The organism is Nocardia sp. NPDC006044 (assembly GCF_042871115.1).
GTDB lineage: Bacteria > Actinomycetota > Actinomycetes > Mycobacteriales > Mycobacteriaceae > Nocardia.
Genome location: NZ_JBIAID010000005.1, coordinates 635,388 through 660,431, shown reverse-complemented (window position 1 = coordinate 660,431; position 25,044 = coordinate 635,388). Strand labels below are relative to the sequence as shown.

24 protein-coding genes and 2 tRNA genes are annotated in these 25,044 nt (G+C 66.6%); 4 read left to right on the top strand and 22 right to left on the bottom strand.

Annotation, left to right across the window (positions count from 1 at the left end; genetic code table 11):
• Positions 1-31: 31 nt before the first annotated feature.
• The 16 genes from ACFYO1_RS39185 to argS all read right to left on the bottom strand — a co-directional run bounded on the left by ACFYO1_RS39185 (position 32) and on the right by argS (position 17,448).
• Positions 32-841 carry a F0F1 ATP synthase subunit delta gene (locus ACFYO1_RS39185; protein ID WP_387243099.1) on the bottom strand — a complete coding sequence of 270 codons (810 nt, stop codon included), beginning with the start codon at positions 839-841 and terminating at the stop codon, positions 32-34.
• 19 nt (positions 842-860) lie between these two features.
• Positions 861-1,424 (bottom strand): F0F1 ATP synthase subunit B, encoded by a 564-nt coding sequence (locus ACFYO1_RS39180; protein ID WP_191094429.1) that lies wholly within the window; start codon positions 1,422-1,424, stop codon positions 861-863.
• A gap of 5 nt (positions 1,425-1,429) precedes the next feature.
• Entirely contained in the window at positions 1,430-1,678 is a 249-nt protein-coding gene (locus tag ACFYO1_RS39175) for an ATP synthase F0 subunit C (RefSeq protein ID WP_150407935.1), read from the bottom strand.
• Positions 1,679-1,748: 70 nt separating this feature from the next.
• Complete coding sequence (gene atpB / locus ACFYO1_RS39170; protein ID WP_378725356.1) at positions 1,749-2,597, bottom strand: F0F1 ATP synthase subunit A; 849 nt, start codon at positions 2,595-2,597, stop codon at positions 1,749-1,751.
• Positions 2,598-2,846: 249 nt separating this feature from the next.
• Positions 2,847-3,305, bottom strand: a complete 459-nt coding sequence (locus ACFYO1_RS39165; protein WP_387243094.1) for a hypothetical protein — start codon at positions 3,303-3,305, stop codon at positions 2,847-2,849.
• A gap of 11 nt (positions 3,306-3,316) precedes the next feature.
• Entirely contained in the window at positions 3,317-4,474 is a 1,158-nt protein-coding gene (locus ACFYO1_RS39160; protein WP_150407937.1) for an MraY family glycosyltransferase, read from the bottom strand.
• A gap of 16 nt (positions 4,475-4,490) precedes the next feature.
• Positions 4,491-5,156, bottom strand: a complete 666-nt coding sequence (locus ACFYO1_RS39155) for an L-threonylcarbamoyladenylate synthase (RefSeq protein ID WP_387243091.1) — start codon at positions 5,154-5,156, stop codon at positions 4,491-4,493.
• A gap of 184 nt (positions 5,157-5,340) precedes the next feature.
• Positions 5,341-6,216 carry a peptide chain release factor N(5)-glutamine methyltransferase gene (gene prmC, locus ACFYO1_RS39150; protein ID WP_387243088.1) on the bottom strand — a complete coding sequence of 292 codons (876 nt, stop codon included), beginning with the start codon at positions 6,214-6,216 and terminating at the stop codon, positions 5,341-5,343.
• Positions 6,217-7,287, bottom strand: a complete 1,071-nt coding sequence (prfA, locus tag ACFYO1_RS39145; protein WP_378725347.1) for a peptide chain release factor 1 — start codon at positions 7,285-7,287, stop codon at positions 6,217-6,219.
• Between the two features lie 85 nt (positions 7,288-7,372).
• Positions 7,373-7,618 carry a 50S ribosomal protein L31 gene (gene rpmE / locus ACFYO1_RS39140; protein WP_107654442.1) on the bottom strand — a complete coding sequence of 82 codons (246 nt, stop codon included), beginning with the start codon at positions 7,616-7,618 and terminating at the stop codon, positions 7,373-7,375.
• A gap of 627 nt (positions 7,619-8,245) precedes the next feature.
• Complete coding sequence (gene rho, locus ACFYO1_RS39135) at positions 8,246-10,387, bottom strand: transcription termination factor Rho (RefSeq protein WP_387243084.1); 2,142 nt, start codon at positions 10,385-10,387, stop codon at positions 8,246-8,248.
• Positions 10,388-10,747: 360 nt separating this feature from the next.
• Positions 10,748-11,719, bottom strand: a complete 972-nt coding sequence (gene thrB, locus ACFYO1_RS39130; RefSeq protein ID WP_387243082.1) for a homoserine kinase — start codon at positions 11,717-11,719, stop codon at positions 10,748-10,750.
• A gap of 49 nt (positions 11,720-11,768) precedes the next feature.
• On the bottom strand, positions 11,769-12,896 hold the full coding sequence (gene thrC / locus ACFYO1_RS39125; RefSeq protein ID WP_387243079.1) for a threonine synthase: 1,128 nt from the start codon (positions 12,894-12,896) through the stop codon (positions 11,769-11,771).
• Entirely contained in the window at positions 12,893-14,245 is a 1,353-nt protein-coding gene (locus ACFYO1_RS39120) for a homoserine dehydrogenase (protein WP_387243076.1), read from the bottom strand. The genes thrC and ACFYO1_RS39120 overlap by 4 nt, the downstream gene beginning before the upstream one ends.
• A complete protein-coding gene (lysA, locus tag ACFYO1_RS39115; RefSeq protein WP_387243073.1) occupies positions 14,242-15,663 on the bottom strand; it encodes a diaminopimelate decarboxylase in 1,422 nt (473 codons plus the stop codon). Before lysA ends, ACFYO1_RS39120 begins: the two co-directional genes overlap by 4 nt.
• Positions 15,664-15,789: 126 nt before the next feature.
• A complete protein-coding gene (gene argS, locus ACFYO1_RS39110) occupies positions 15,790-17,448 on the bottom strand; it encodes an arginine--tRNA ligase (RefSeq protein WP_387243070.1) in 1,659 nt (552 codons plus the stop codon).
• Positions 17,449-17,562: 114 nt separating this feature from the next.
• Between argS and ACFYO1_RS39105 the strand changes: the two genes are divergently transcribed.
• The 3 genes from ACFYO1_RS39105 (at position 17,563) to ACFYO1_RS39095 (ending at position 19,375) form a co-directional block, all read left to right on the top strand.
• Positions 17,563-18,486: a DUF3105 domain-containing protein gene (locus ACFYO1_RS39105; protein WP_387243067.1), complete on the top strand. Its 924-nt coding sequence runs from the start codon at positions 17,563-17,565 to the stop codon at positions 18,484-18,486.
• On the top strand, positions 18,486-19,196 hold the full coding sequence (locus tag ACFYO1_RS39100) for a DUF305 domain-containing protein (RefSeq protein ID WP_387243065.1): 711 nt from the start codon (positions 18,486-18,488) through the stop codon (positions 19,194-19,196). The genes ACFYO1_RS39105 and ACFYO1_RS39100 overlap by 1 nt, the downstream gene beginning before the upstream one ends.
• Before the next feature lie 106 nt (positions 19,197-19,302).
• Positions 19,303-19,375: transfer RNA gene (locus ACFYO1_RS39095), tRNA-Arg, on the top strand.
• A gap of 58 nt (positions 19,376-19,433) precedes the next feature.
• On the opposite strand, the gene ACFYO1_RS39090 is transcribed toward ACFYO1_RS39095, so the two are convergent.
• The 5 genes from ACFYO1_RS39090 to ACFYO1_RS39070 form a co-directional block, all read right to left on the bottom strand.
• Entirely contained in the window at positions 19,434-20,030 is a 597-nt protein-coding gene (locus tag ACFYO1_RS39090; RefSeq protein ID WP_387243062.1) for a site-specific integrase, read from the bottom strand.
• The gene (locus tag ACFYO1_RS39085; RefSeq protein WP_387243059.1) at positions 19,960-20,634 is read right to left on the bottom strand and encodes an Arm DNA-binding domain-containing protein; all 675 of its coding nucleotides are present in this window, start codon (positions 20,632-20,634) and stop codon (positions 19,960-19,962) included. Before ACFYO1_RS39085 ends, ACFYO1_RS39090 begins: the two co-directional genes overlap by 71 nt.
• A complete protein-coding gene (locus ACFYO1_RS39080; RefSeq protein ID WP_387243056.1) occupies positions 20,631-20,807 on the bottom strand; it encodes a helix-turn-helix domain-containing protein in 177 nt (58 codons plus the stop codon). The genes ACFYO1_RS39085 and ACFYO1_RS39080 overlap by 4 nt, the downstream gene beginning before the upstream one ends.
• A gap of 1,784 nt (positions 20,808-22,591) precedes the next feature.
• Complete coding sequence (locus tag ACFYO1_RS39075; RefSeq protein ID WP_387243053.1) at positions 22,592-22,843, bottom strand: hypothetical protein; 252 nt, start codon at positions 22,841-22,843, stop codon at positions 22,592-22,594.
• Between the two features lie 89 nt (positions 22,844-22,932).
• A complete protein-coding gene (locus tag ACFYO1_RS39070; RefSeq protein ID WP_387243050.1) occupies positions 22,933-23,694 on the bottom strand; it encodes a hypothetical protein in 762 nt (253 codons plus the stop codon).
• 314 nt (positions 23,695-24,008) lie between these two features.
• Between ACFYO1_RS39070 and ACFYO1_RS39065 the strand changes: the two genes are divergently transcribed.
• Positions 24,009-24,089 (top strand) — tRNA-Arg (locus tag ACFYO1_RS39065).
• A gap of 35 nt (positions 24,090-24,124) precedes the next feature.
• On the opposite strand, the gene ACFYO1_RS39060 is transcribed toward ACFYO1_RS39065, so the two are convergent.
• Positions 24,125-25,003 (bottom strand): CPBP family intramembrane glutamic endopeptidase, encoded by an 879-nt coding sequence (locus tag ACFYO1_RS39060; protein WP_387243047.1) that lies wholly within the window; start codon positions 25,001-25,003, stop codon positions 24,125-24,127.
• Positions 25,004-25,044: the final 41 nt, after the last annotated feature.

Genomic DNA, 25,044 nt, shown 5'->3' with positions numbered 1-25,044 from the left:
CTGTGTCGGATGTCGGGGGGAAGGAGGGACGTCAGGTCAGGGACCGACGCAGCCGTTCGAGCCGGCCGATGGCGCTGCCGTCGATCACGTCGTCGCCGACGTGTACGACCAGCCCGCTCAGCAGACTCGGGTCGACCTGTACGTGCACCTGGATCGGCTTGCCGTAGATGCGATTCAGCGAGGCGGCAAGCCGCTCGCGCTGCTGCGCAGACAGTTCGATCGCCGCGCGCACGTGCGCCACGATCTGGTCGCGACGGGCCGCGGCCAGGTCGGACAGTTCGTCGAATGCCACCCCGACTGCCGTCTTCTGCCTGGTCACCACCTGCTCAGCCAGGGTGAGGGTGATGGATTCGGTCTTGCCGGTGAGCAGGCGATCGATCAGTTCCCGCTTGGCGTCGGCCGGTTTGGTCCGGTCGGCGAGGGCCTGCTCGAGGTCGGGATTGTCGCTGATGATCCGGCCGAGCCGGAACAGCTCGTCCTCGACCGCGTCGAGCCGGCCGCTGTCGGCCGCCGACTCCAGCAACGCCTCTTGCCCGAGCAACACCAGGGTGTCGACCAGGTCGGCGGTCCGGGACCAGTCCTGGGCCACGGCGGTGGTCAGCGCGGCCTGGGTGGCCGGACTGACCTTGCCGCCGAAGACCCGTTCACTGAGCTCGGCCCGGACCGAGCCGGGCACCGACACGTCCGCGAGCGCAACACGCAGCGAACGCTGGTCGTCCAGCACGGCGACAACGGCGAACAATTCGGAACCCGTTGTGGCCGCGACACTGTCGCTTCCGGTCAGAGCGGCCCTGAGCGCCTCCCGAGACCGGGCGCAGGCCTCGCGGCTCGCTGCGTACATGCTTCTCACTTTCGTGTCGCTACCTTCCGACCCCGATGCCGGCTTTCGACTCGTCGTCGAGCTCGGTCAGGAACCGCTCGATCGACGCCGCCTGCTTAGCTTCGTCCGAAACCGACTGCCCGATAATCTTTTCGGCCAAATCTACGGCGGTATGGCCGAGTTCGGAGCGCAGTTCGGTAAGGATTTGCTGGCGCTGTGCTTCCAGCTGGCTCTGGCCTGCGGCAACGATGCGATCACTTTCGGCCTGCGCGTCCGCGCGCATCTGCGCGAGGATCTGCTGACCCTGGGTGCGCGCGTCCTCACGGATGCGCGAGGCCTCGAGCCGGGCTTCGGCCAGCTGCTGCTGGTACTGCTGCAGTGTGAGCTGGGCCTCTTCTTGCGCGGCCTCGGCCCGGGCGATGCCGCCCTCGATCTTATCGCTGCGCTCGTCGAGCACCTTGAGCAAGCGAGGGATCACATACTTGTAGAAAACGACGCCGATGATCGCGATGCAGACCACCGACCACACGATGTCGTAAGTCTCGGGGATGAGGGGGTTGATGTCTTCCCCCGCATCCGCGGCGAACACAGAAAGCCCGTTCATGGCAATCAGAAGATGAAGCCGGCCACAAGGCCGATCAGGGCGAGGGCCTCGGTGAACGCGATACCGAGGAACATGTTGGTACGGATCGTGCCCTGGAGCTCGGGCTGACGGGCAATGCCCTCGATCGCCTTACCGACGACGATGCCGACGCCGATGCCGGGGCCGATGGCGGCGAGACCGTAGCCGATGGCGCCGTAGCCCTTGATCTTGTCAGAGTTCGAAGCGGCTTCCTGGGCCAAGTAAGCGAGGCTCATGAGGTTCCATTTCCCTTTCTGTTGCTCACCCGCCGGTCGGCGTGTGTAGCAGGTATCCGGTAGTTGTGGGTCAGTGCGAATCTGCGTGCTGCGCAAGTCCGATGTAGACCGCGGTCAGCAGGGCGAAAACGTAGGCCTGCAAGAAGATGACCAGGAGTTCGAAGAGGGTGAACCCGAGACCCGCGAGCAGCGAGAACGGCGAGAACACCTTCATCCACGCGACCGCGTCGAACAGGAAGAACCAGGTGGCGCTGAAGAAAAGCACCAGCATGATGTGGCCGGCCAGCATGTTGGCCATGAGTCGGACGGTCAGCGTGAACGGACGCAGCACGAACGTCGAGACGAACTCGATCGGAATCAGCAGCACGTGCAGCGCGGGCGGCACATTCGGCACCACGACGCTGCTGCGCAGGTAGGTCCAGAACCCGTACTTCTTGATACCCACGTAGTTGAACGCGATGTAGGCGATGAGGGCGAGCACAAGCGGAAAGCCGATTCGGGCGTTCGACGAGATGTTCAAACCCGGAACGATGCCGGAGAAGTTCAGAAAGAGCACCGAGAAGAAGATTGTCGCGATCAGCGGGAAGTACTTGCGACCGGTTTCTTTACCGAGGATCTCGTCGGAAATCTGCTCCTTGACGAACACCAGACCGGTTTCGGCGATGTTCTGCAGTCCGCGCGGGATGAGGCGGGGATTCCGGAAAGCCAGCAGCATCACGACAATCAGGACCGCCGACATGATCAGCCTGATAAGCATCAAACGATCGAGTTCGAACGGCGTACCCTCGAACAGCAGCGCTGGAGGGAAGAAGTCGGACAGCGATGGCGCGTGGAACTCGCCCGCCAAAGTGGTGACGCTCAGCGTTCTCTCCCGTGTTCGGGCCGTGGGTTCGGTTGATCCCACGGTTCGATCGGACATTGACGATCAATTTGGGTCGACTCAGGTCGGCTCGAAGTTCGTCAGCAGCTGTGCGGCGGGTTTTGATTCCACCTGGCGTCTGTACGTGTGTCGGCGACATCGTCGACATGCAGAACCGGAACCCTCAGAGCCCGGCACGGCAGTAAGCATAGCGGCACTCGGAGGGATCTTGGCGATCCCCCCTCGCTTGGTTGCTTGCTTACCAACACTTTACCAAGTTATCTACGACAGCGTGTAGGTGGGTGGGGATCAATCTTCCCGAGGCGGCGTTTCCGGGGTCGAATCCGGCACCGTCACGTACGGAACCTTCTGTCTGACAACGCCATACGTCTCCGCACCGAGGACGATGACCAACGCGCCGATCACGGTCAGGAAAAGGACCATTCGGTCATAAAAGTCGAATTGATTCAGTATTGCTATGACCAAAAGGGCCACCAGCATTTTACCCACCCAGCTGGCCAGCATCACCATGCCCGCCGTCGACGGGGGCAATTTCGCGCCGAACAACACCACCGCGGCGGTGGTCAGAATGAAGCCGCCGCCGATGGCCGAGCCGATCAACGCACCCCACAGGCCGGGCATGCCCGCGGCCGCGGCGCCGATTGCGACGGACAACACAATCAGCGCGCCCAAACCGATCAAGCCGTAGCGCAACGCCGCCTTGAGCGGGGCGTCGGGACCGGGGACCGGAGTGGGAGTGAAGTTCACATTCGCGAACCTTACCCGGACGGTGGCCGGTCCCCCGCTGCCTCCCCGCGCCGCAGCCCAGGGATAGCGGTCACCACCAGGGCGAAGACCAGCCCGCCCGCGACCAGCAGGACGACCAGTGTGAGGTTCATCAATGCCGTGCCGACCGCGCCGAACGCGAGGATGCCGACCCACAAGTAGATGAGCAGCACCACACGCCGGTGCGAGTGCCCGATCTGCAGCAATCGGTGATGCAGGTGCATCTTGTCCGGAGTGGAGAAGCTCACACCCGCGCGCACCCGCCGGATGATGGCCAGCACCAGATCGAGCACCGGAATGAACATGACCGCGCCGACCAGCAGCAGCGGCGACAGCAGGCCGACGATGTCGCGGGTGCCGAAGCCCTGCAGCGGGATACGCCCCGAGGCGCTGGTCGAGACCGCGGCCAGCACCAGGCCGATCAGCATCGAGCCGGAGTCGCCCATGAAGATCCGCGCGGGCTGGAAATTGTGCGGCAGGAAGCCGAGACAGGCGCCGGCCAGCGCGGCGGCCAGCAACGCGGGCGGGTAGGTGTCTACCGAGCCGCCCTGCTGGTTCATCAGGCCGATCGCGAAGATGAATACCGCGACCGCCGCGATCAGCCCGAGCCCGGCCGCGAGACCGTCGAGCCCGTCGACGAAGTTCATCGCGTTGACCAGGGTCACCGTGACCGCGACCGTGATCAGGCCGCCTTGCAGCGCGTCGAGGAACACCGTGGTGTTGTTGAACGGGTTGTAGATGCTGTACCAGCTCAAACCCATGACAGCCATCACACCCGCGGCGGTCACCTGGCCGGCGAACTTGGTCAGCGCGTCCAGGCCCCAGCGGTCGTCGACGATGCCGACCGCGACGATGATCGTGCTCGCCACCAGGACCGCGAGCGGAATGTTCGGGGTGTAGTCGAAACCACGGCGCAGCGCGGGCAGCCGGTAGGCGAACAGCATCGCCGCGACCACCCCGACATAGATGCCGACCCCGCCCATCCGCGGGATCGGCTTGATGTGCACGTCACGATCGCGCGGCACCGCCACGGCGCCGAAGCCGATGGCGAGCACCCGGATGCCGCCGGTGGCCAGGAAGGTCACGACCGCGGAGATGAGCAGGACGAGCAATAGCTCCCGCAACGGGACGACCGCACCCGAACCCGTCATCCGCGGCACCCACCGATCATCGGATGGAGGCGCTGGTCAGCGCCTCCGGTGACATGCCGAGCACCTCGGCGATGTCGGCGATGGGTACCGCGCCCTCGCGCAGGATGCGCGGCTGATCGGCGGTGAGATCGATGATGGTGGAGGCGACGGCGTGGTCGGCCGGGCCGCCGTCGAGATAGACGTTGACCAGGTCGCCCAGTTGGTCGCGGGCCTCGTCGGAGGTCTTGGCCGGCGGCTGGCCGGAGACGTTGGCGCTGGACACCGCCAGCGGGCCGACCTCGCGGAGCAGCTCCAGGGTGACCGGGTGCAGCGGCATCCGCAGCATCACCGTGCCACGCGTGTCGCCGAGGTCCCAGGCGAGCGAAGGAGCTTGCTGCACAACAAGACTCAGGCCGCCGGGCCAGAACGCCCGGATCAGCTCGCGGGCCTGCGGGCGGACCGAGAAGACCAGTCCGTCGATGGTGTGCCAGGAACCGACCAGGACCGGCACCGGCATGTCGCGGCCGCGCCGCTTGGCCGCGAGCAGCGAGCTCACCGCGGTGGAGTCGAACGCGTCCGCGGCCAGGCCGTACAGCGTGTCGGTGGGCAGCACGACGAGTCGCCCCGATTTCAGGGCACTGGTGGCTGCGGTCAGTCCTGCGGCGCGGGTGTCGGGATCCGCGCAGTCATAGACGGTGCTCACAGACACCATGCTAATCCGCCTCTCCGGGCCTCTTGGCCAGGCCTAGGTGCTTCACCCGGCACAGACGCGGCCGGCGGTGAGGCAGTGGTCGGGTTCGCCCGTTCCCGACGAGTTACCCATGTACTCACGAAATCAGTTGCTACCTTGGCATAACCGCGTGGTCGACGCCCATACCGGGTAGCGATCAGCGCTGACCGCGCGTCGCGACGACGAAGCGCGGTTTGCCCGCGAGGTCGGGGTGTTCGGCGATGTCGGTGAAATCACCTTTGCCGAGTAGCGCCGCGAGGTCGGAGCCGTTGGAGTCGTCGTGCTCGATCGCGGTGGCACCGCCGGGGCGCAGCAGGCGGGTGATGACGGGGAGCATGCCCCGGATGACGTCCAGGCCGTCCGGGCCGCCGAACAGGGCCAGGTGCGGATCATGGTCGGCGACTTCGGGATCCAGCTGCGCGCCGTCGGGAATGTAGGGCGGGTTGGCGACCACGAGGTCGACCCGGCCGTCGAGTTCGGTCAGCAGAGCCGGGTCGGTGACGTCGTCGGCATAAAGCGTGATGGGCGTGTCGCCGTCGGCGATGCACTGATCGGCATTGCGCCGGGCCCATGTCAGCGCGGCCGGGTCGAGCTCCACCGCACGGACGTCGGCGTCGGGGCGCGCGTGCGCGATGGCCAGGGCCAGCGCACCGGAGCCGGTGCACAGGTCGACGACGATCGGCCGGCGATCGTGCGGCAGCGCCTCGAGTTGCGCCAGCGCCCAGGCGAACAGCAGCTCGGTCTCCGGACGCGGCACGAACACACCGGGCCCGACCGCCAGGTCGATCTCGCCCATCGCCACGGTTCCGGTCAAGTGCTGCAACGGAATTCGCTGCGCGCGCCGGTCGACCAGCGCGCGGAACTCGGCCAGCCGCTCCGGCGCGACGAGCGGGGTGAGCACCAGCCTGCTGCGCTCGACCCCGATCACGTGCGCGGCCAACTGCTCCGCGTCGGCCTGCGGACTGTGCACCCCGGCCTGCCTGAGTGTCTCGATGGCGTCGTTGATGGCGGGGCGCAGCGGTTCGCGGGTCATTTATTCCGCGGCCATTCGAGCTTCGCGATCGGCTTTGCCGAGGGCGTCGAGCAGCGCGTCCATGTCGCCGTCCAGCACGGCGTCCAGGTTGTGCGCCTTGAAACCGATGCGATGGTCGGCGATTCGATTCTCCGGGAAGTTGTATGTGCGGATGCGCTCGGAACGGTCCACCGTGCGGATCTGGCTGGCCCGGCCCGCCGCGGCCTCCTGATCGGCCTGCTCCTCGGCGAGCGCCTGCAGTCGCGCGGCCAGCACCTGCATGGCGCGGGCCTTGTTCTGCAGCTGCGAACGCTCGTTCTGGCAGGTCACCACGATGCCGGAGGGCAGGTGGGTGATGCGGACGGCGGAGTCGGTGGTGTTGACGCCCTGGCCGCCCTTGCCCGACGAACGATAGACGTCGATGCGCAGGTCGGTCTCGTCGATCTGCACGGCCTCGACCTCGTCGGGCTCCGGGTAGATCAGCACGCCGGCCGCGGACGTGTGGATGCGGCCCTGCGATTCGGTCACCGGAACGCGCTGCACCCGGTGCACGCCGCCCTCGAACTTGAACCGCGACCAGACACCGTCGCGCGCGGCGTCGCGGCTCTTGATCGACAGCGTCGCGTCCTTGTACCCGCCGAGATCGGACACGGTGACGTCGAGGATCTCGACCTTCCAGCCGTGCCGTTCGGCATAGCGGACGTACATGCGCGCGAGATCGGAGGCGAACAGGGCCGATTCCTCGCCGCCCTCACCGGATTTCACCTCGAGCACCACGTCGTCGCCGTCGTGCGGGTCGCGCGGGGCGAGCAGGTCCGCGAGGGTCTGCTCCAGCTCGGCGACCTGACGTTCCAGCTCGGGGACCTCGGCGGCGAAGGTCGCGTCGTCGGCGCCGAGTTCCTGCGCGGCGGCGAGATCGTCGCGCGCGGATTTCAGCTTGGTGTAAGTGGCCATGATCGGCGCGAGCTCGGCGAAGCGCTTACCGACCCGGCGGGCCGCGCCCGGATCATTGTGCAGCGCCGGATCGGCCAGCTGCGTCTCCAGGCCGGCGTGCTCGGCCAGAATGTCGTCGATCGCGGACGGTTGCGTCACTGTGCTTCCTCTTCCGTTTGAAAGGACCCCGGACAAAACACCGACGCCCGGCCTGCGTGAGCAGGACCGGGCGTCGGCGAGGAAGCTACTTGGCTGCGGCGTCGTCCGCGTCGGCCTTCTTGCCGGCACGCTTGCCGTAGCGAGCCTCGAAGCGGGCCACGCGGCCACCGGTGTCGAGGATCTTCTGCTTGCCGGTGTAGAACGGGTGGCACTGCGAGCAGACCTCGACGTTGATGTGTCCCGACTCCTTGGTGCTGCGAGTCTGGAACGTATTGCCGCAACCACAGACGACCGTGGTGTCGACATACGTCGGGTGAATTCCTGCCTTCATGGGTGTCCTCTCGATATTGGCCGCCGGGTCGTTCACGCGAGATTCGCGCTGAACGTGAACCGGAGCCGACTTAGGCGGGAGCACTGCTCGAACAGAGCAGACGCAACGACCGTTCAGTATGCCAGAACAGCCCCTACGCTCCCAAAACACCCCCGGCGAGTGGTTTGTTCCCGCCCTAGGTACTCCCCCCATCGCCGCCGCCCCAGGAAGTCCGGGCACGCGCGTCGCGGGTGTCTCCGGAACGCTGAAGACGGGTAGTTCGCTACTCGCGTACACGAACAGCTTCGTTCATAGAGTTTGAGACCCCAGCACAACGGCGTGCCGTGACCAGCGAAGGGAGAACTTGTGAACATCCGGGTCGCGTCCGCGATTTTCGGCCTGTTGATTCTCGCTGTCGCGGTCGGCTGGTGTGCTCTTCCGGACACCGCGACCTCGACCGCGCCGGGACCCGCCGTCGCTGTCCAGTCCTCGGCCACCGCTCCGGAGGGGAGTGCGGTGACGAGTGCGGCGGTCATCCTCGGCTACATGGTCAGCGGCGCGGCCGGCATCGGGTTGCTGTTCTTCAGCCCGCGAACGCCGAGAGGGCCCCGCTTACACGGAGCCCTCTCGGCATTGCGACTTGCGAACCTACTCGTCCAGAGCGCCAGGCGCGGTCTTGCTCACCTGCATCAGGAACTCGAGGTTGTTCTTGGACTTCTTCAGACGGTCGATCAGCAGATCGATCGCCTGGTGCGAGTCCAGGCCGGACAGTACGCGGCGCAGCTTGTGCAGCACCGCGGCCTCGTCCGGGTTGAGCAGTAGCTCGTCCTTACGCGTGCCGGACGGGTTGACGTCCACCGCGGGGAACACGCGCCGTTCCGCGATCTTGCGGTCCAGCTTGAGCTCCGCGTTACCGGTGCCCTTGAATTCCTCGAAGATGACCGTGTCACCGGTGGATCCGGTCTCCACCATCGCGGTCGCGATGATGGTGAGCGAGCCGCCGTTCTCGATGTTGCGCGCCGCGCCGAGGAACCGCTTGGGCGGGTACAGCGCGGTGGAATCGACACCACCGGACAGGATCCGACCCGAAGCGGGCGAGGAGTTGTTGTACGCGCGGCCCAATCGAGTGATCGAGTCGAGCAGCACCACAACGTCTTTGCCCATTTCCACCAGTCGCTTGGCCCGCTCGATGGCGAGCTCGGCGACCGAGGTGTGGTCTGACGGCGGCCGGTCGAAGGTGGAGGCGATGACCTCACCCTTCACCGAGCGCTGCATATCGGTGACCTCTTCCGGACGCTCGTCGACCAGCACGACCATGAGGTAGACCTCGGGGTTGTTGATGGCGATGGCGTTCGCGATGTCCTGCATGATCGTCGTCTTACCGGCCTTCGGCGGCGAGACGATCAGGGCGCGCTGGCCCTTACCGATCGGCATGATCAGGTCGATGACCCGGGTGGTCAGCTTGTTCGGCTGAGTCTCCAGGCGCAGTCGCTGATTCGGGTACAGCGGGGTGAGCTTGCTGAACTCGGGACGCCGCTTGGCCGCCTCGACCTCACCGCCGTTGACCGTGTCCAGCCGGACCAGCGGGTCGAACTTCTGCCGCTGGTTGCTCTGCTCGCCGTCGCGCGGGGCGCGCACCGCGCCGGTGATCGCGTCACCCCGGCGCAGGCCGTTCTTGCGGACCAGGTTCATCGACACGTAGACGTCGTTCGGCCCGGCCAGGTAGCCCGAGGTCCGGACGAAGGCGTAGTTGTCCAGCACGTCGAGGATGCCCGCGACCGGCTGGAGCACGTCGTCCTCGCGGATCTCCAGCTCGCGCGCCTCGCCGCCACCGGTGCCCGGCTCGCGGTCACGCCCGCGACGCCGCTCGCGGAATCGACGTCCCCGCCGCCCGCGACCGCCTTCTTCGTCGTCGTCATTGTTGTTGCGCGCGTTGTTGCGGTCGTTGTTCCGGCCGCCGTTGGCGTTTCCGCCGCCGTTGCCGTTCTGGTTGTTGCGCTCGCCGGACTGGCCGCGCTCACCCGACTGATTCCGCTCGCCCGCCGGCGCACGGTCACCGGACTGATTGCGCTCGCCCTGATTACGCTCACCGGCCTGGTTGCGCTCGGACTGATTCCGCTCGCCCGACTGGTTGCGCTCGCGGCGCCGCTCGCCCTGCTCGGTGTCCTGCTTCGGCTCGTCACCACGCGCATCGGTCGAAGCGGTCTCACCGCCGCCGGATCGCGCCTGGTCACGGCCGCGCCGCTGCCGACCACGACCACGCTGACCGCCGTCGCGACCGGAATCCTCGGTGGATTCGGCCGGGGTGGCGGAGGTGGTCTCGGCCGGCGCCGAGTTCACGGGAGCGGATTCCTTCGCCGGGGCAGCCGCCTCGGCAACCGGAGTTTCCTTCTTCGCCGGGGTGGGATCCACATCGAGAGTTCCCTGTTCGGCCCGAGCGGGCGTCGACCGAGCGGCCGGCGCTTCCGTATTACCGGGCGTATCGGCCTTGGCGGAAACCGCGGACTTGGCCTGTCCCCCTTCGGGCTTTTCACCCTTGGCCGGTTTACCGGCCTGATTTTCCTTGATTGCGGCGATCAAATCGCCTTTGCGCATTCCGGAGGTCCCTCGGATACCGAGCTCCCCCGCGAGCGCGCGCAACTGCGGCAACAACATTCCAGTCAGCCCCGATCGTGCGACGTCGGTTTGTTCGCTCATCTTCGAAATCTGTCCGGAGTCACTTTCGCGGTCCCCCGGAGATGTTGGGTTGGATTCCACCCCGGGTGTCGCGAGCAGGTCCGTATCTGTCACGGAAATCCTTTCCTTCCCCCGATTGCCGTGTGCTGTTTCGAGGGTTCGTCCCGCAGTCCGGGCATTCTGCCGGACTCGGATGCGTCCGTCCGCTTCGCCACCGGTGGTGTGAGGTGGGGAGTGATCATTCCAGTTGCGCAGCTACGCAGCACCCCCATGGCCTGGAGGCTCGAGCCTGGAGCCTGCTGGAGCGATTGCCCTGATGAAGCACCGGCGTCTGATGCGCACGATGTACGGACTCGCTCAGGATAGCTGCCCATTGCGAATCTCGGCAAGCCAGACGCGCCGTCGCGGTGCGAGCGGTCAGGCACGAAGGCGGTAGCGGAGCGTGACCACGCGGTGCCGAGCGAGCGCCGCCGATCAAACACCGTCGATCAGGACCCCGCCGGCCAGTCCCGGTTCGACTACCCGCAACCCGTCCATGGCCGCGAGTTCACGGAGTTCGGCAGGAAATTCGCAGGTACTCAAGGCCAAGACGGTCGGACCGGCACCCGACACGGTGGCCGCGATACCGGCCGCGCGCAGCCGGGATACCCAGGTGGTGGTCAGCGGTAGCGCGGGCGCACGCTGGGTCTGATGCAGCCGGTCGGCCGTCGCGGGCATCAGCAGGTCCGGACGCTGGGTCAGCGCCACCACGGCCAGGGCCGCCCGGCTGACATTGAACGCGGCGTCGCCGTGCGGCACCGTCTCGGGCAGCAAACCCCTGGTGTGCGCGGTCGCGGAGCGTTCTTCCGGAATGAGCACCACCGGGCGCAACGTCGGATGCGCGTCCAGCCGCACGGCCCGGTAGACCCGGCCGTGATGCTCGGCCACCGGCACGCCGTCCTGGCCGATGTCGGCGGCCCGGTCGGTCTCGGTCCAGGACACCACGATGCCGCCGAGCACGCTGGCCGCCGCGTTGTCCGGGTGACCCTCGAATTCCGCTGCCAGCTGCACCAATTGGTCGTCGGAGGTGGCCAGCGCGGCATCGAACTTCGTCGCGATCGCGCAGCCCGCGGCCAGGCCGCCGACCACGGCCGAGGCCGAGGAACCGAGGCCGCGCGAGTGCGGAATCACGTTGCGGCACACCACATCGAGGCCGTCCGCCCAGACGCCCGCCGACTCGAGGCCGCGCTCGATCGCCCGCACCACGAGATGCGAAGGGCCCCAGGGGACATCGTCGGCACCCTCACCCTCGACCCGGATGTTGAGCCCGGAATCGGTAGTGCGCACCTCGATCTCGTCGTAGATCCCCAAAGCCATACCGAGCGAATCGAACCCGGGACCGAGGTTCGCGCTCGACGCCGGCACCCGCGCGGTCACCGAAAGTCCCGCGGGCAGCGTGCGACTCATGCTCGCGGTCCGCGGGCGCACGTACAACTGGCCTTCGCGCGAATTCAACTCAGGCCAGCTCTAGTTCGTGGGCGACCGCGACCGGGTCGACCGGAATCGCCTGCACCTGCGGCATTCCCAGCAGCGCGGTGTCGGGGTCCTTGAGCCCGTTGCCGGTAACGGTGCACACGACGGTCAGGCCGGAATCCAGCCAGCCCTCCTTGTGCGCCGCGAGCAGGCCGGCCACGCTGGCCGCCGAGGCGGGCTCGACGAACACGCCCTCGTGCGCCGCGACCAGGCGGTATGCCGCCAGGATCTCGTCGTCGGTGGCCGCGCGGAACGCGCCGCCGGACTCCTCCTTGGCCGCCATCGCGCCGTTCCAGGACGCGGGCGCGCCGATCCGGATGGCCGTCGCGATGGTCTCCGGGTTGCTCACCGGGGCGCCGTTGACCAGCGGCGCGGCCCCCGCGGCCTGCACGCCGAGCATGCGGGGCAGCTGGGTGGTGATGCCGTCGGCGTAGTACTCGCGGTAGCCGCGCCAGTACGCGGTGATGTTGCCCGCGTTGCCCACCGGCAGCGCGTGCACGTCGGGCGCGCGGCCGAGCACATCGCAGATCTCGAACGACGCGGTCTTCTGCCCCTCGATGCGGGCCGGGTTCACCGAGTTCACCAGGCCGATGCTGGGGAAGTCCGAGGTGACCTTGCGGGCCAGCTCCAGGCAGTCGTCGAAGTTGCCGTCCACCTGAATGATCTTGGCGCCCAGCATGACCGCCTGGGCCAGCTTGCCCATCGCGATCTTGCCCTGCGGGATCAGCACGGCACAGGTCATGCCCGCGCGGGTGGCGTAGGCGGCCGCGGAGGCCGAGGTGTTGCCGGTGGACGCGCAGAGCACCGCCTGCTGGCCCTGGTACTTGGCATCGGTGATCGCGACGGTCATGCCGCGGTCCTTGAACGAGCCGGTCGGGTTCAGGCCCTCGACCTTGAGATAAACGTCACATCCGGTCAATTCGGACAGATGCGGCGCGGGCACCAGCGGCGTGCCGCCCTCGAACAGCGTGACCGGCTCCCACTCGGCCGCACCCGCGATCCGATCGCGATAGGCCGCGATCAGACCCGGCCAGCGAGAATGCACGCCGAACTGCGGCGCCACGCCGGCCCTCGTCGACCCCGCCGTCTGCGGTCCCCGGGTCGTACTCATTCTTCGGTGCCTTCCAATCTGAGAACACTGGTGATCGATGTGACGGATTCCATCTCGCCCAGGGCGGTGACGGTGTCCGCGAGCGCCGATTCCACGGCGTGGTGGGTAACCACGACCAAGCGAGCGCCCGTGCCGTGCCCCTCTTGGCGGACGGTCGAGATGCTCACTCCGTGCTTGGCGAATTCGCCCGCCACCGCGGCAAGTACCCCGGGACGGTCTGCCACCTGCAGGTTCACGTGATAGCGGGTGGGTGTATCGCCGATCGGCGCGATCGGTAGCTCAGCATAAACCGATTCGCCCGGGGCGCGGCCACCGTAGAACTTGTTGCGCGCGGCCATCACCAGATCGCCGAGCACCGCGGACGCGGTCGGCGCGCCGCCGGCCCCCTGTCCGTAGAACATCAGCCGGCCCGCGTTCTCCGCCTCGACGACCACCGCGTTGAACGCGCCGCTCACCGCGGCCAGCGGATGCTTGCGCGGCACCAGCGCCGGGTAGACGCGCACCGAGACGCGGTCCTTGCCGCCCTCGGCCACGGTCGGCTCGCCCGGCCCGGCGGGCACCCGCTCGCAGATGGCGAGCAGCTTGACCGTGCAGTTCAGCGCGGACGCGGTCTCCAGATCCTCGGCACTGATCTTGGAGATGCCCTCGCGGTACACGTCGGCCGCGGTGACCCGGGTGTGGAACGCCAGCGAGGCGAGGATCGCGGCCTTGGCGGCGGCGTCGTAGCCCTCCACGTCGGCGGTCGGATCGGCCTCCGCGTAACCGAGGCGGGTGGCCTCCTTCAGCGTGACCTCGTAGTCGGCGCCGGTCTCGTCCATCGCGGAGAGGATGAAGTTGGTGGTGCCGTTGACGATGCCGACCACCCGGTTGACCCGGTCACCGGCCAGCGACTGGATCAGCGGGCGGACCACCGGGATGGCGCCCGCGACCGCGGCCTCGAAGTAGAGGTCGGCGCGGCTGCGTTCGGCGGCAGCCGCGAGTTCGCCGGTGTAGTCGGCCAGCAGCGCCTTGTTCGCGGTCACCACGGATTTGCCGGCGTTCAGCGCGGCCAGGATCAGCCGGCGCGGCGGGTCGATGCCGCCGATCACCTCGACCACCAGGTCGACGTCCTCGCGGGCGACCAGGGCGTCCGCGTCGGTGGTCAGCAGGTGCGGCGGAAGGCCGCGATCGTTGTCCAGGTTGCGGACCGCGACGCCGCGCAGCACCAGCGGCGCGCCGACCCGGGAACGCAGGTCTTCGGAGTGTTCGCGCAGGATCCGCACGACCTCCGTGCCGACATTGCCCATGCCGAGGACCGCGACACCGATCGGCTGATCTCTCCCCCAGGTGTTCTGGGTGGGATTCGTCATGATTCAACCTCCAAGCTGAGCAGGTCCGCCACCGTTTCCCGGCGCAGAATGAGTCGCGGTTGCCCGTCGCGTACCGCGACCACCGCGGGGCGGGTCAGCTGGTTGTATCGGCTGGACATCGAATAGCAGTACGCGCCGGTCGCGGCGACGGCGACCAGATCGCCGGGGCCGACGTCCTCCGGCATCCAGGTATCACGGATGACGATATCGCCACTCTCGCAATGCTTTCCGACGACGCGCGCGACCACGGCGGCGGCCTCGGACGAGCGCGAGACCAGGCGGCAGTCGTAGTCGGCCTGGTACAGCGCCGGGCGGATGTTGTCGCTCATGCCGCCGTCGACGCTGAGGTAGCGCCGGCGCAGGCCGCCGTCGAGGGAGACGTCCTTGATGGTGCCGACCTCGTACAGCGTGACCGTGCCCGGTCCGGCGATGGCGCGGCCGGGTTCCACCGCGATCTTCGGCTCGGGCAGGCCGATGGCGGCCGCCTCGGCGGCGACCAGGTCGCGCACCTTGGCGGCGAAGTCGTCCAGCGGCGGCGGGTCGTCGTTGGGCAGGTACGAAATGCCAAGTCCGCCACCGAGATCCAGCGTGGAGATCTGCGCGGTGCGGTCGACGCCGAACTTCTCGATGGCGTCGTGCAGCAACCGCAGCATCCGGCGCGCGGCGATCTCGAAGCCGTCGATCTCGAAGATCTGCGAACCGATATGGCTGTGCAGGCCGACCAGGCGCAGGTTGTCCGCGTCGAAGACCCGCGCGAGCGCCTCCATGGCGTCGCCGCCGGCGATCGAGAAGCCGAACTTCTGATCCTCGTGCGCGGTCGAAATGTATTCGTGCGTATGGGCTTCCACGCCGACGGTGACCCGGACCAGCACGTCCTGCACGACGCCGGCCCGGCCCGCGATGGCCTCCAGGCGCTCGATCTCGATCAGCGAGTCGACGACCACGTGGCCGACCCCGGCGGCCACCGCCGCTTCCAGCTCGGTCGCCGATTTGTTGTTGCCGTGCAACGCGATTCGCTCAGCGGGGAAGCCGGCGTGCAGGGCGACCGCGAGCTCGCCGCCGGAACACACGTCCAGCGACAGGCCCTCGTCCCGGATCCAGCGGGCGATCTCGCCGCACAGGAAAGCCTTGGACGCGTAGTGGACTCGCGCGTTCGGCCCGAACGCGCGCACCATGTCGCGGCAGCGCGAACGGAAATCGTCCTCGTCGATCACGAACAGCGGCGTACCGAATTCGGCGGCCAGCTCGTGCACCGGCACACCGGCCAGCCGCACCACGCCGTCGTCGTCCCGCGACGCGTTGCGCGGCCAGACATTCGCCGGCAAATCGATCAGCTGCTGCGGGTCGCGAGGGCGCTCCGGCAAGTTGGGGGCGTGCGGGATCTCGGCATGCCGAGGCCCGGCGGGGTGCGCGCTCACGACTCCACCTCGCTGACGCTCGGCTCCGTCGTGACCGCGCAGGCGGCTGCGCCTTCGGTTCGCTCGCTACGCTCGTTCACGGCCATAGTTCCTCCCTGGCGCTCGTCTGAAAGTCCTTGTGCCCGTTCACATGCGCTCCGGTGCGCTGACGCCGAGCAGGGCGAGGCCGTTCGCGAGGACCTGACGGGTAGCGTTGACCAGCACCAGGCGCGCGGCGTTGGTGGGGCGCACGGGCTCGTCCCCGAGGGGCAGCACGCGCAGGTTCTTGTTGGTCTGGAAGCGGTGGTAGGTACCGGCCAGTTCCTCCAGGTAGCGGGCGACCCGGTGCGGCTCGCGCAGGCTCGCGGCGCTGCTCACCACCCGCGGGTACTCGCCGAGGGTGCGGATGAGCTCGCCCTCCTCGTCGGAGGTCAGCAGCGCGAGATCCGGTGTCACCTTGTCGTATTCGAGCTCGGCCGCGTTGCGCGCGATCGAGGCGGTGCGGGCGTGCGCGTACTGCACGTAGTAGACCGGGTTCTCGCTGCTCTGGCTGGTCCAGAGGTCCAGGTCGATATCGATGCTCGAATTCACCGACGACCGCACGAGCACATACCGCCCGGCGTCGACGCCGATCGCCTCGACCAAATCCTCCAGCGTGACCACGGTGCCCGCACGCTTGCTCATTTTCACCGCGACACCGTCTTTGAGCAGATTCACCATCTGCCCGATCAGCACCTCGACGGTGGCCGGATCGTCGCCGGAAACCGACGCGATCGCCTTCAGCCGGCCGATATATCCGTGATGGTCGGCGCCGAGCATGTAAATGCACAGATCGAAACCGCGGTCCCGCTTGTTCTGGAAGTAGGCGATATCGCCGGCCACATATGCGGGCTTGCCGTCGCTTTTGATGACGACGCGATCCTGATCGTCCCCGTATTCCGAACTCGCGATCCACCAGGCGCCGTCTTTTTCATAAAGATCGCCGGAATCCTTGAGCTTGGCCACGGCCTGCTCCACCGCGCCGGACTCGAACAGCGAGCTCTCGTTGAAGAACACGTCGAAGTCGGTGCCGAACTCGTGCAGCGTCTGCCGGATCTGGGCGAACATCAGCTCGACGCCCTCGGCGCGGAACAGCTCCTGCCGCTCGTCCTCGGGCAGCGACAGCGCGTCCGGGTGCGCGGTCACGATCGTGTTCGCGATCTCGGTGATGTACGCGCCCGCGTAGCCGTCGTCCGGGGTCGGCGCGCCGGTGGCCGCCGCGACCAGCGACCGGGCGAACCGCTCGATCTGCGCGCCGTGATCGTTGAAGTAGTACTCGCGCACCACGTCGGCGCCCTGCGCGGCCAGGATCCGGCCGAGCGCGTCGCCGACCGCGGCCCAGCGGGTGCCGCCCAGGTGCACCGGGCCGGTCGGGTTCGCCGAGACGAACTCCAGATTGATCCGGGCGCCCTTCAGCGTTTCCCCGGTGCCGTAGGCGGCGCCGGCGGCGAGCACCTGCTCGATGATCGCGCCCTGCGCGGACGCGGCCAGCCGGATGTTCAGGAAGCCGGGACCGGCGACTTCGGCGGAGGCCACCTCGTCGGCCGCGCTCAGCGCCTCGGCCAGCCAGGTCGCCAGATCGCGCGGATTCGCGCCCGCCTTCTTCGCGACCTTCATCGCCACATTCGTGGCATAGTCGCCGTGTTCGGGGTTGCGGGGGCGCTCGACAGTGACCTCGTCGGGCAGGACCGCGGGGTCCAGTCCGCGTTCGACAAGCACCTTCGCCGCAGTGGCGCGAAGGAGATCTGCAAGGTCAGCTGGAGTCACGAGTCTCTATCCTATGGTCTTGGCGGGTGTACACCTCGAGTGGGCACTGCGCCGGAACCGTCCGCAACCCACAGCACCCTGCGGATCCATCACCTCGAGAGAGCACAACGAGCGATGCCGAGTAGTCCCAGCGCCAAATCGGCCAAGGCCGCCGCCAAGTTGTCCGGGTCCCGCAAAGGGGGCGGGCGTGGACAACTGCCGAAGAAGAATCGTCAGATCCCCTGGTTGGCCATCGGCGCGGCCGTAGTCATCATCGCACTCATCGGTGCTCTCGCCTACAGCCTGGTACCCAAGTACCAGGAGAAGGCCGACCTGGAGAAGTTCACGCCCAGCGCGGACCGCAAGGACCCCTCGGATTCGATCCCCGGCGTGGTCAAGAAGGAATACCCGGCCGGGCTGCACATCGGCCCGACCCAGCGGGTGGCCTACGACCAGAGTCCCGCGTTCGGCGGACCGCACGACGCGTCCTGGGCCACCTGCACCGGCGTGGTGTACGACAAGCCGATCCGGATGGAGAACGCCGTGCACTCGCTCGAGCACGGCGCGGTGTGGATCGCCTACAACCCGGACAAGGTCGACGCCGCGGGTATCGACTCGCTGAAGAGCAAGGTGCAGGGCAAGGCGTACTCGCTCATGTCGCCGTACCCCGGTCTCGACCACGCGGTTTCGCTGCAATCGTGGGGGCATCAGCTGAAGCTGGACAGCGCCGACGACAAGCGCGTCGGTCAGTTCATCACCGCGCTGCGCCTGAACAACTACACCTACCCCGAGGTCGGCGCGGACTGCTCGACGATCGCGTTCGACACCGACAACCCGCCGCCGTTCGACCCGACGCCGCCCGGACCCGGCGCGGTGCCGATGGACGGCAAGGGCCTGCAGCAGGACGCGAGCGAGGTCGGCGGGATGCCCGGCGGGCTGCCGGGCGTGCCCGGAGTTCCGGGGCTGCCCGGTCTGCCCGGCGCGCCCGCGCCGAACCAGCCCCGGCCGGTGCCGAACCCGGCTCAGCCCGGTCCGGCTCAGCCGCAGCCGAGCCGGTAGTGCCCACCGAGGTCGCGCCGGATTCCACGGAATCCGGCCTCGGCGCCCAGGTCCGCGGGCAGCGCACCGCGCTGCTGATTCTCGGCGTGATCGGCGCCATCCTGATCGGCGTCGCCATCGGCACGCTGATCCGGCTGCCGCTGAACAGCTCGTCCGAACCCGATCCCGGCGCGGTGGACGTCGGCTTCACCCAGGACATGTCGGCCCATCACGCGCAGGCCGTCGAGATGGCCGGTGTCGTGCTGGTCCGGTCCACCGACACCGACGTGCGCCGCCTCGCCTACGACATCATGACCACCCAGCAGAACCAGGTCGGCCGCATGCAGGGCTGGTTGCAGCTGTGGGGCAAGCCCGCACAGAGCGTCGACGGCTACATGGGCTGGATGAGCACGCAGCCGGGCGGCCACGGCCACTCCGGCGGCACCCAGACCATGTCCGGCCCCATGGCGACGATGCCCGGCATGGCCACCCCCGGCGACCTCGCCGCCCTGCGCCAGGCCTCCGGTCCCGCCCTCGACACCCTGTTCCTGCAACTCATGCTGCGCCACCACCAGGGCGGCCTGCCGATGATCGAGTACGCGGCCGAGCACGCCGAAACCACCGCCGTGCGCACCCTCGCCGACACCATGGACCAGACCCAGCGCGGCGAAGCCCAGCTCATCACCGCCATGCTCACCGCACGAGGCGCCGTACCGCTCCCCCCGAACTGACCCCGAACCGCCGCCCCCGACAACCCTTTTTGGCTCCCGGCCACCGATGCGATACGCTTTCCCCGCCCGAGCGGCGGCGTCACCGTCACCGCTCGACACCTATCCCGCCCTCGTAGCTCAGGGGATAGAGCGTCTGCCTCCGGAGCAGAAGGCCGCAGGTTCGAATCCTGCCGAGGGCACCGAAAGAAAAGGCCCCAACCAGTGCGAATCTGGTTGGGGCCTTTCTCGTCCGAACGCTCACCCGGCCTCGATGTCACGAGTTGTCACAACCTCGCCCAAAGTCTTCGTCGCAGCCTCCAACGCCTCCAGCTGAGAATGGGTGTCGATCCTCGCTGTCACGCTGGCATCGGCATGCCCCAGCCACGCGGCGATCACAGCGAGTGGGACCCTCCGGAGATGCATCGTGGTGCCGCAGGTGTGACGCGCATCATGCAGCCGGATGTGCCGGACGCCAGCCTTCTTGATCATCTTCGCCCACCGGTGCGTCAACGTGTCCGGGTGGTACGGCGTCCCGTCCTGGTTGCAGGCGACGTAGTCCCCATCGTTGTACGCCTCCCCCAGCGCGAGCTTTTCCCCGGCTTGAATCCGATGAGCTCGGCGCAGCACTTCAACCATCTCGTCATCCATCGGCAGAGTCCGGATGCCGCTCTCGGTCTTGGGGTCGTCCTCCACGGCGGTCCCGCCGGCCGATGCCCGACCGATCTGCACATCGAGCGTATTCGCACCGAAATGCACACCACTCCAGCGCAACCCGCCGAGCTCACTACGCCGAAGGCCCGACAGAGCGAGGAACCACACGTGCCCGTCGCGGTTGCCTTCGAGGCTCTTGAGCACCTTCGATACCTCGGCCGGGGGTGTACGGCTTCGGCTTCACGGTCTTGCCGCGCTTCGGCTTCATCGCAGCAGCAACGTTATGTGACAGCAACTTTCGTTCAATCGCGTAGTCCAACGCCATGACTGTCGTCTCCACGGTTCGCTTCAGCGACCTTGCGCTCCACGGCCGCCGAACATGTCCCTTCTCGGTCGTAGTCCCGCCCTTCTTCAAGGCCGCTACCAAGCGATCAAGATGCAACCGAGTCAGCTTCTGCACGGCGAGATTTCCGTGTGCCTCCCGCAACGGAGCCAAGTTGTACCGGTAGCCAGCGAGAGTGGTTTCCCGCGCCCAATGCAAGCTGTCCAACCAGTCCGTACACACCTGTTCGACGGTGTACTCCGAAGTGGGCACGAAACTGTCTGTTGATGCCAGCTCCATGAACTTGCTCAGCGCAGCGCGCGCTTCCTTCTCGGTGTTGTACCGCCGACGAACCTGTTGCCGCTTGCCGGTTTCCAGGTTCACGCCGACGTCGGCGACGACCTGATAGCGGACCACCTGCTTCTTGGTGCGCCGATCAGTCACCTCGATCTTCGTGATCTGCGGCGGCAGTTGTTGCCTGCTCATGCCGCCGCCTGATCAAGTCCCGCAATGTATTCCACTACCGCCTGCTCGGTGACGAACCGACGACGACCGATCTTCACCGAGCGCAACTCCCCCGTGCCGATCAGCTCGTAGTACTTGCTGTGCCCAACAGGGATCAACTTGCGGACCTCTTGCTCGTTCAACAGTCTGGACATGCGCCCTCCCTCCTACGCTGCTTGCCGAGTTGCCGAAGTTTCTTGCGCACCGGGTGGACCGGCGGCAAGTTGCGCTCGGATGTATTCCGCGCGCCAGGTGGTGCGCCGAGCGATCGCGCCCATGATCAGGTGCTCCCGCAACGGCCGGGACTTATCGCCGGGTTCGACCGGAGTCACCTTCAGGTGTGAGGTAATCCAAGCAGCTCACGCGGCGAAGGTAGCTGCGATCGCCTTCGCGAACCGGCCAGAGAAAGTAGACCGGTTCCGCGCTCAACAGCCGGTCATCATCGTCACCGCAGTCACCGAACTGCTTGCCGCTCTATAAGAACTCGGTTCAGCTGACGAATTCCGCAAGACCAGCTACTTTCGTCGTCTGTGATCTACACCACATTTGGTGCGCGGCATATCGTCCGCTACAGACCTGTACAGATCTGTACCCGTACAGGGATACGCCGTCGAGAACTCAGGCAGGCGATAGCGGCCGACAAGAACACCAAGCCAACGAGTTTCACGGGCGTTCGCCGATTAGCATGTACGCAGTCGGCCAGCGTTGAACCAGGGCAACCTGATTCGGTCGGCATCCTTGCTTCAGTTGTAGATGCGCGAGCGCGGCAGCCGGGGCCTCTCTGACAAGTTCGGAGCGGTCTCGTCCGCCGCACCCGCGGCGGGGCAACTGCAAACAAGGAGAGGAGGGTGCATGGCGGATACTCCAGCACCCGAATCGAACACACCGCCAAACCGCCGGACGAAATTCCGGACTCTGCTCGACTCACTGACGTGGGTTCGCGCAGCGGTAACCGCCTGCTCGCTGCTGGTCTCTGTGTCGCACTCCGACACCGCCAGCTCAGCAATCATGGTGATCACCGAACTGGCGGCGCAGACGCTAGCTGCGGTCCTCGGCCTAGGAAACTGAGACCGCATCGCTAGTGGATGAGCAGCTCGGGAGCTCTTCGGAGCTTCCGGGCCTGCCGCCCGCAGACGTACACGGACGAGTGCCATTCTACGCAGTGTTAGCACGCTAATATGCGATCATGATAGCTTCTTGAGTCGCAGACATCACCCACAAACAGCAGGGTTCCTGCTGGGTAGCGGCTATTTTTCACCTGTTTCCGAAGCTGTTTCGACACCTGTTTCGCCAGCCGTGCCGCCACCTGTCCCGCGGGCCCACTGGCAAGCTGTCGTACTACTACGACGCAATCCGCTTCTAAGTTGCTCTAGCTGACGACGTTTCGATCGTGCGTCGAGCACGTTCCGCAATTACCCGCGGGCCACTGCCGAATTCCGCCATTGAGGATCAAGAGCGGCGCTGCGCGCCGCCCGCGCGGCCACCGCCGCGCCGCGCCGCGCGCCCGCCGGCCTCCGCAAGCTACGGCAGGCGGGCGCGTCGGCACGTCGGTAACCGCGCTTGCGTTCACAACTGCCACTCTACGACACCCTTGGTCGCTTTGGGCATATCCGAGTAAGTGTGGGCACGACGAGAGTCGTACCCGACGCTGCCTCCGCAGCCGCTCACGAATCGACCGGCACCTAACGGGGTGACTGGCCGTGGTCCGGCCGACGGAAGCGAGGACGAACGAAAGTCGCGGTGACACGGTGGCAATGAGGCACGTAGATCCCTGCCTCCTCATGGCCCATACGATCTGACTTCACCACGGGAGAGTAAAGGGCGCTTCGCGTCGCTACGCGATGCCTCCGGCACCCTTGACTATCCCTCCCTCAGCACAGGATGGCCGATACGAGGAAGCAGGTGGTGTAGGTGGCGAATGGGCAACGAGCCGACGTTGCTACCCGTCGGTGGGGTGGGTGTTCTGCCTGGTTACAGCTTCCTGCGCGGAGACACAGAACTCGTCGCCTTGGTTGGATCGGACCCAGTACCAGTCGGCGTACTGGCCGTCTTCAGCGGGTTTGCCATACTCATCTTTGTTATGCACTTCGAGTACAACGCCGTGAAGCGTCACCATCGGTGTCTCGCCGTCGACTGTCGGACCGCTCTGCCGGACGCATACGATCTGATCGCCTACCCAGATTTCCACCATTCGGCGACGGTACGCACGCTCCGGTGACTACGGCGGGCAGCCACGCCGAAATGCCCTGAAGTCGCAGCAGAAAGGAGCAGTCAGTCCGACTACGGCTCCGGCCACGCAGCGAAATCTGAATGGAAATCTCGGACCAAGCCCATCTGTTCCCACCAATGGTCAGCAAACTTAACGCTGACTGCGCACGACCATTCGGCGCAACCAGCGCCAAGGCACCTGTTCGGGAACCAGGGAAGCCCGACCGGCTGCTGGTTCTCCGCGAAAAGATCTCGCACGCTCTTGCGAAGCTTGTGCTCGACGTCGACCTGCTCCCACGCAGGCTTGAAGTGAACCAAGGCGTTTCGCAGATCAATCAGCTTCTTAGCTCCCTGGTACGGCATGGCCCCGGGATCCATTCGCGGCTTGCCCGCGCTCACCAATGCCAACTGATACTTCTCAAGGATTGACAGGCGCTTCTCAAGACTCTCGGCACCGTTCCAAAGTTCCGCCATAACCGCGGCTGCATGATCGGAGATCCCCTCCGTCCCTGTAGTCGGCCGACCGGCATTGTCGGCGACATCGGCAAACGCTTCGTTCACCAACGCCTCCAGGAAACAGACAGACGAGATAACCGCACTCATCGTCAGTGAGCGATGCTCCAGATCAATCCTGTTCTCCAGCAAAACCGCTGATTCGCGCTCACCGCACTTTCGTGCTGCATGCCGCGCAGTCCAAAGGTGCTGTGTCGCCATGTTCTGTCGCGTAGCGACAACGACCACCGACAGCGTCCCCTCTCCCGACGCTGAGGCCGAGGCTGTCGCTATGGGCACTTGAACCGTCGCATCGCCCGGTTTTTCGACTCCATCGATCATCTCGGTCGTTCCCTCCAGGTCGATCCTGGTATCTCATCTTGACTCTACGACGCCTCGTGAACGCGGAGGAACCGCAAATCCAGGCTGTCAAAGGTCAATCCAGGCTACCCACCACCATGCTGCGATACCCGACATTCGCCCCCGGTCCGCCGAGGATTGAGCACATCGGGCTTGTGCAGTCTGCGCCATCGCGTGAATGAACCCAGACAACGCCGCGAATCCAAGACTTTGGTGTCACGACAGTGTCACAAGTGCTGCAAACATCCCCGGACAGAACCGGACTGGATCGAACTGAATCGCCAGGCCGCCAGACCGTCGCGACCAGTCAGGAACCCCGGAATCCTGCCCGAGTCTGCCTCCGGAGCAGAAGGCCGCAGGTTCGAATCCTGCCGAGGGCACCGCGGAGAGGCCCCTGATCAGCAATATGCGATCAGGGGCCGTTCTGGTTTCCGGCACGGTTCCGGCCGGTCGCCATCGAGTTCCGACTCCTGTTCGTGCTCTGGCGACGTTTGCGAGCCACCAACCAGAGCACGAGCGCGGTGCTGAGGAAGGGGATGACGACGAACGACAGGCCGGTGACGTTCAGATCGGGGTCGTGCAGGTCGAGGTAGTTCCATTGGTTGCCGAGAAACTGGGTGGCCAGCTGGAAGGTCGCGTGAAATCCGATGCAGGCCCAGAGGTTTCCGGTAGTCGCGCGCAGCGCACCTTGCACAAGCGAGAAGGCGAAGAACAGGATGGGCCGCTCGATCGAGCCGGCCGCGCCGATCAGGACGCCCCACAGGGTGAACAGAATCGCTTGAGCCAGCACGGTTATCGCGGTCGGCCAGCGCTCGGCGAGGTTGGTGAAGAAATAGCCGCGGAAGATCAATTCCTCGGGCACGGCTTCGTAAAGCAGCACCAGCGCGACGAGGGCGATCGAACCCCACAGGATTTCCGGCAGTGACGACCGCACGGTGAGATCGGCCCAGCCGAGCCCCAGCATGATGGCCGCGGAAACGGCGGCGGGAATTCCCCAGCACCCGACGCCGAAAAGGAATGCGCGCCAACCGCGGCCGACCGAGGTCAAGCCGAGAGCGGACCACGACCGCCGGTCGAGAAAACGCAGCGCCAGGTAAATCAACGGCACCGTACCCAGCGTCGCACCGACCGCACGCAGCACATGCCCGCCGCGGGTGTACTCGTCGTCGCCGACCACGGCGTTCACCCCGTGATACAGCACCAGCCACCAGATCGTCACCGCGACGAACACGGCCGCCAACCGGACGACCAGGGCCGGCCGCGAACTCTGAGATTTCGCCGAAAGCACCACGTCGCGAACGTATCCCGCGCACTATCGCCGGCACATCCTAC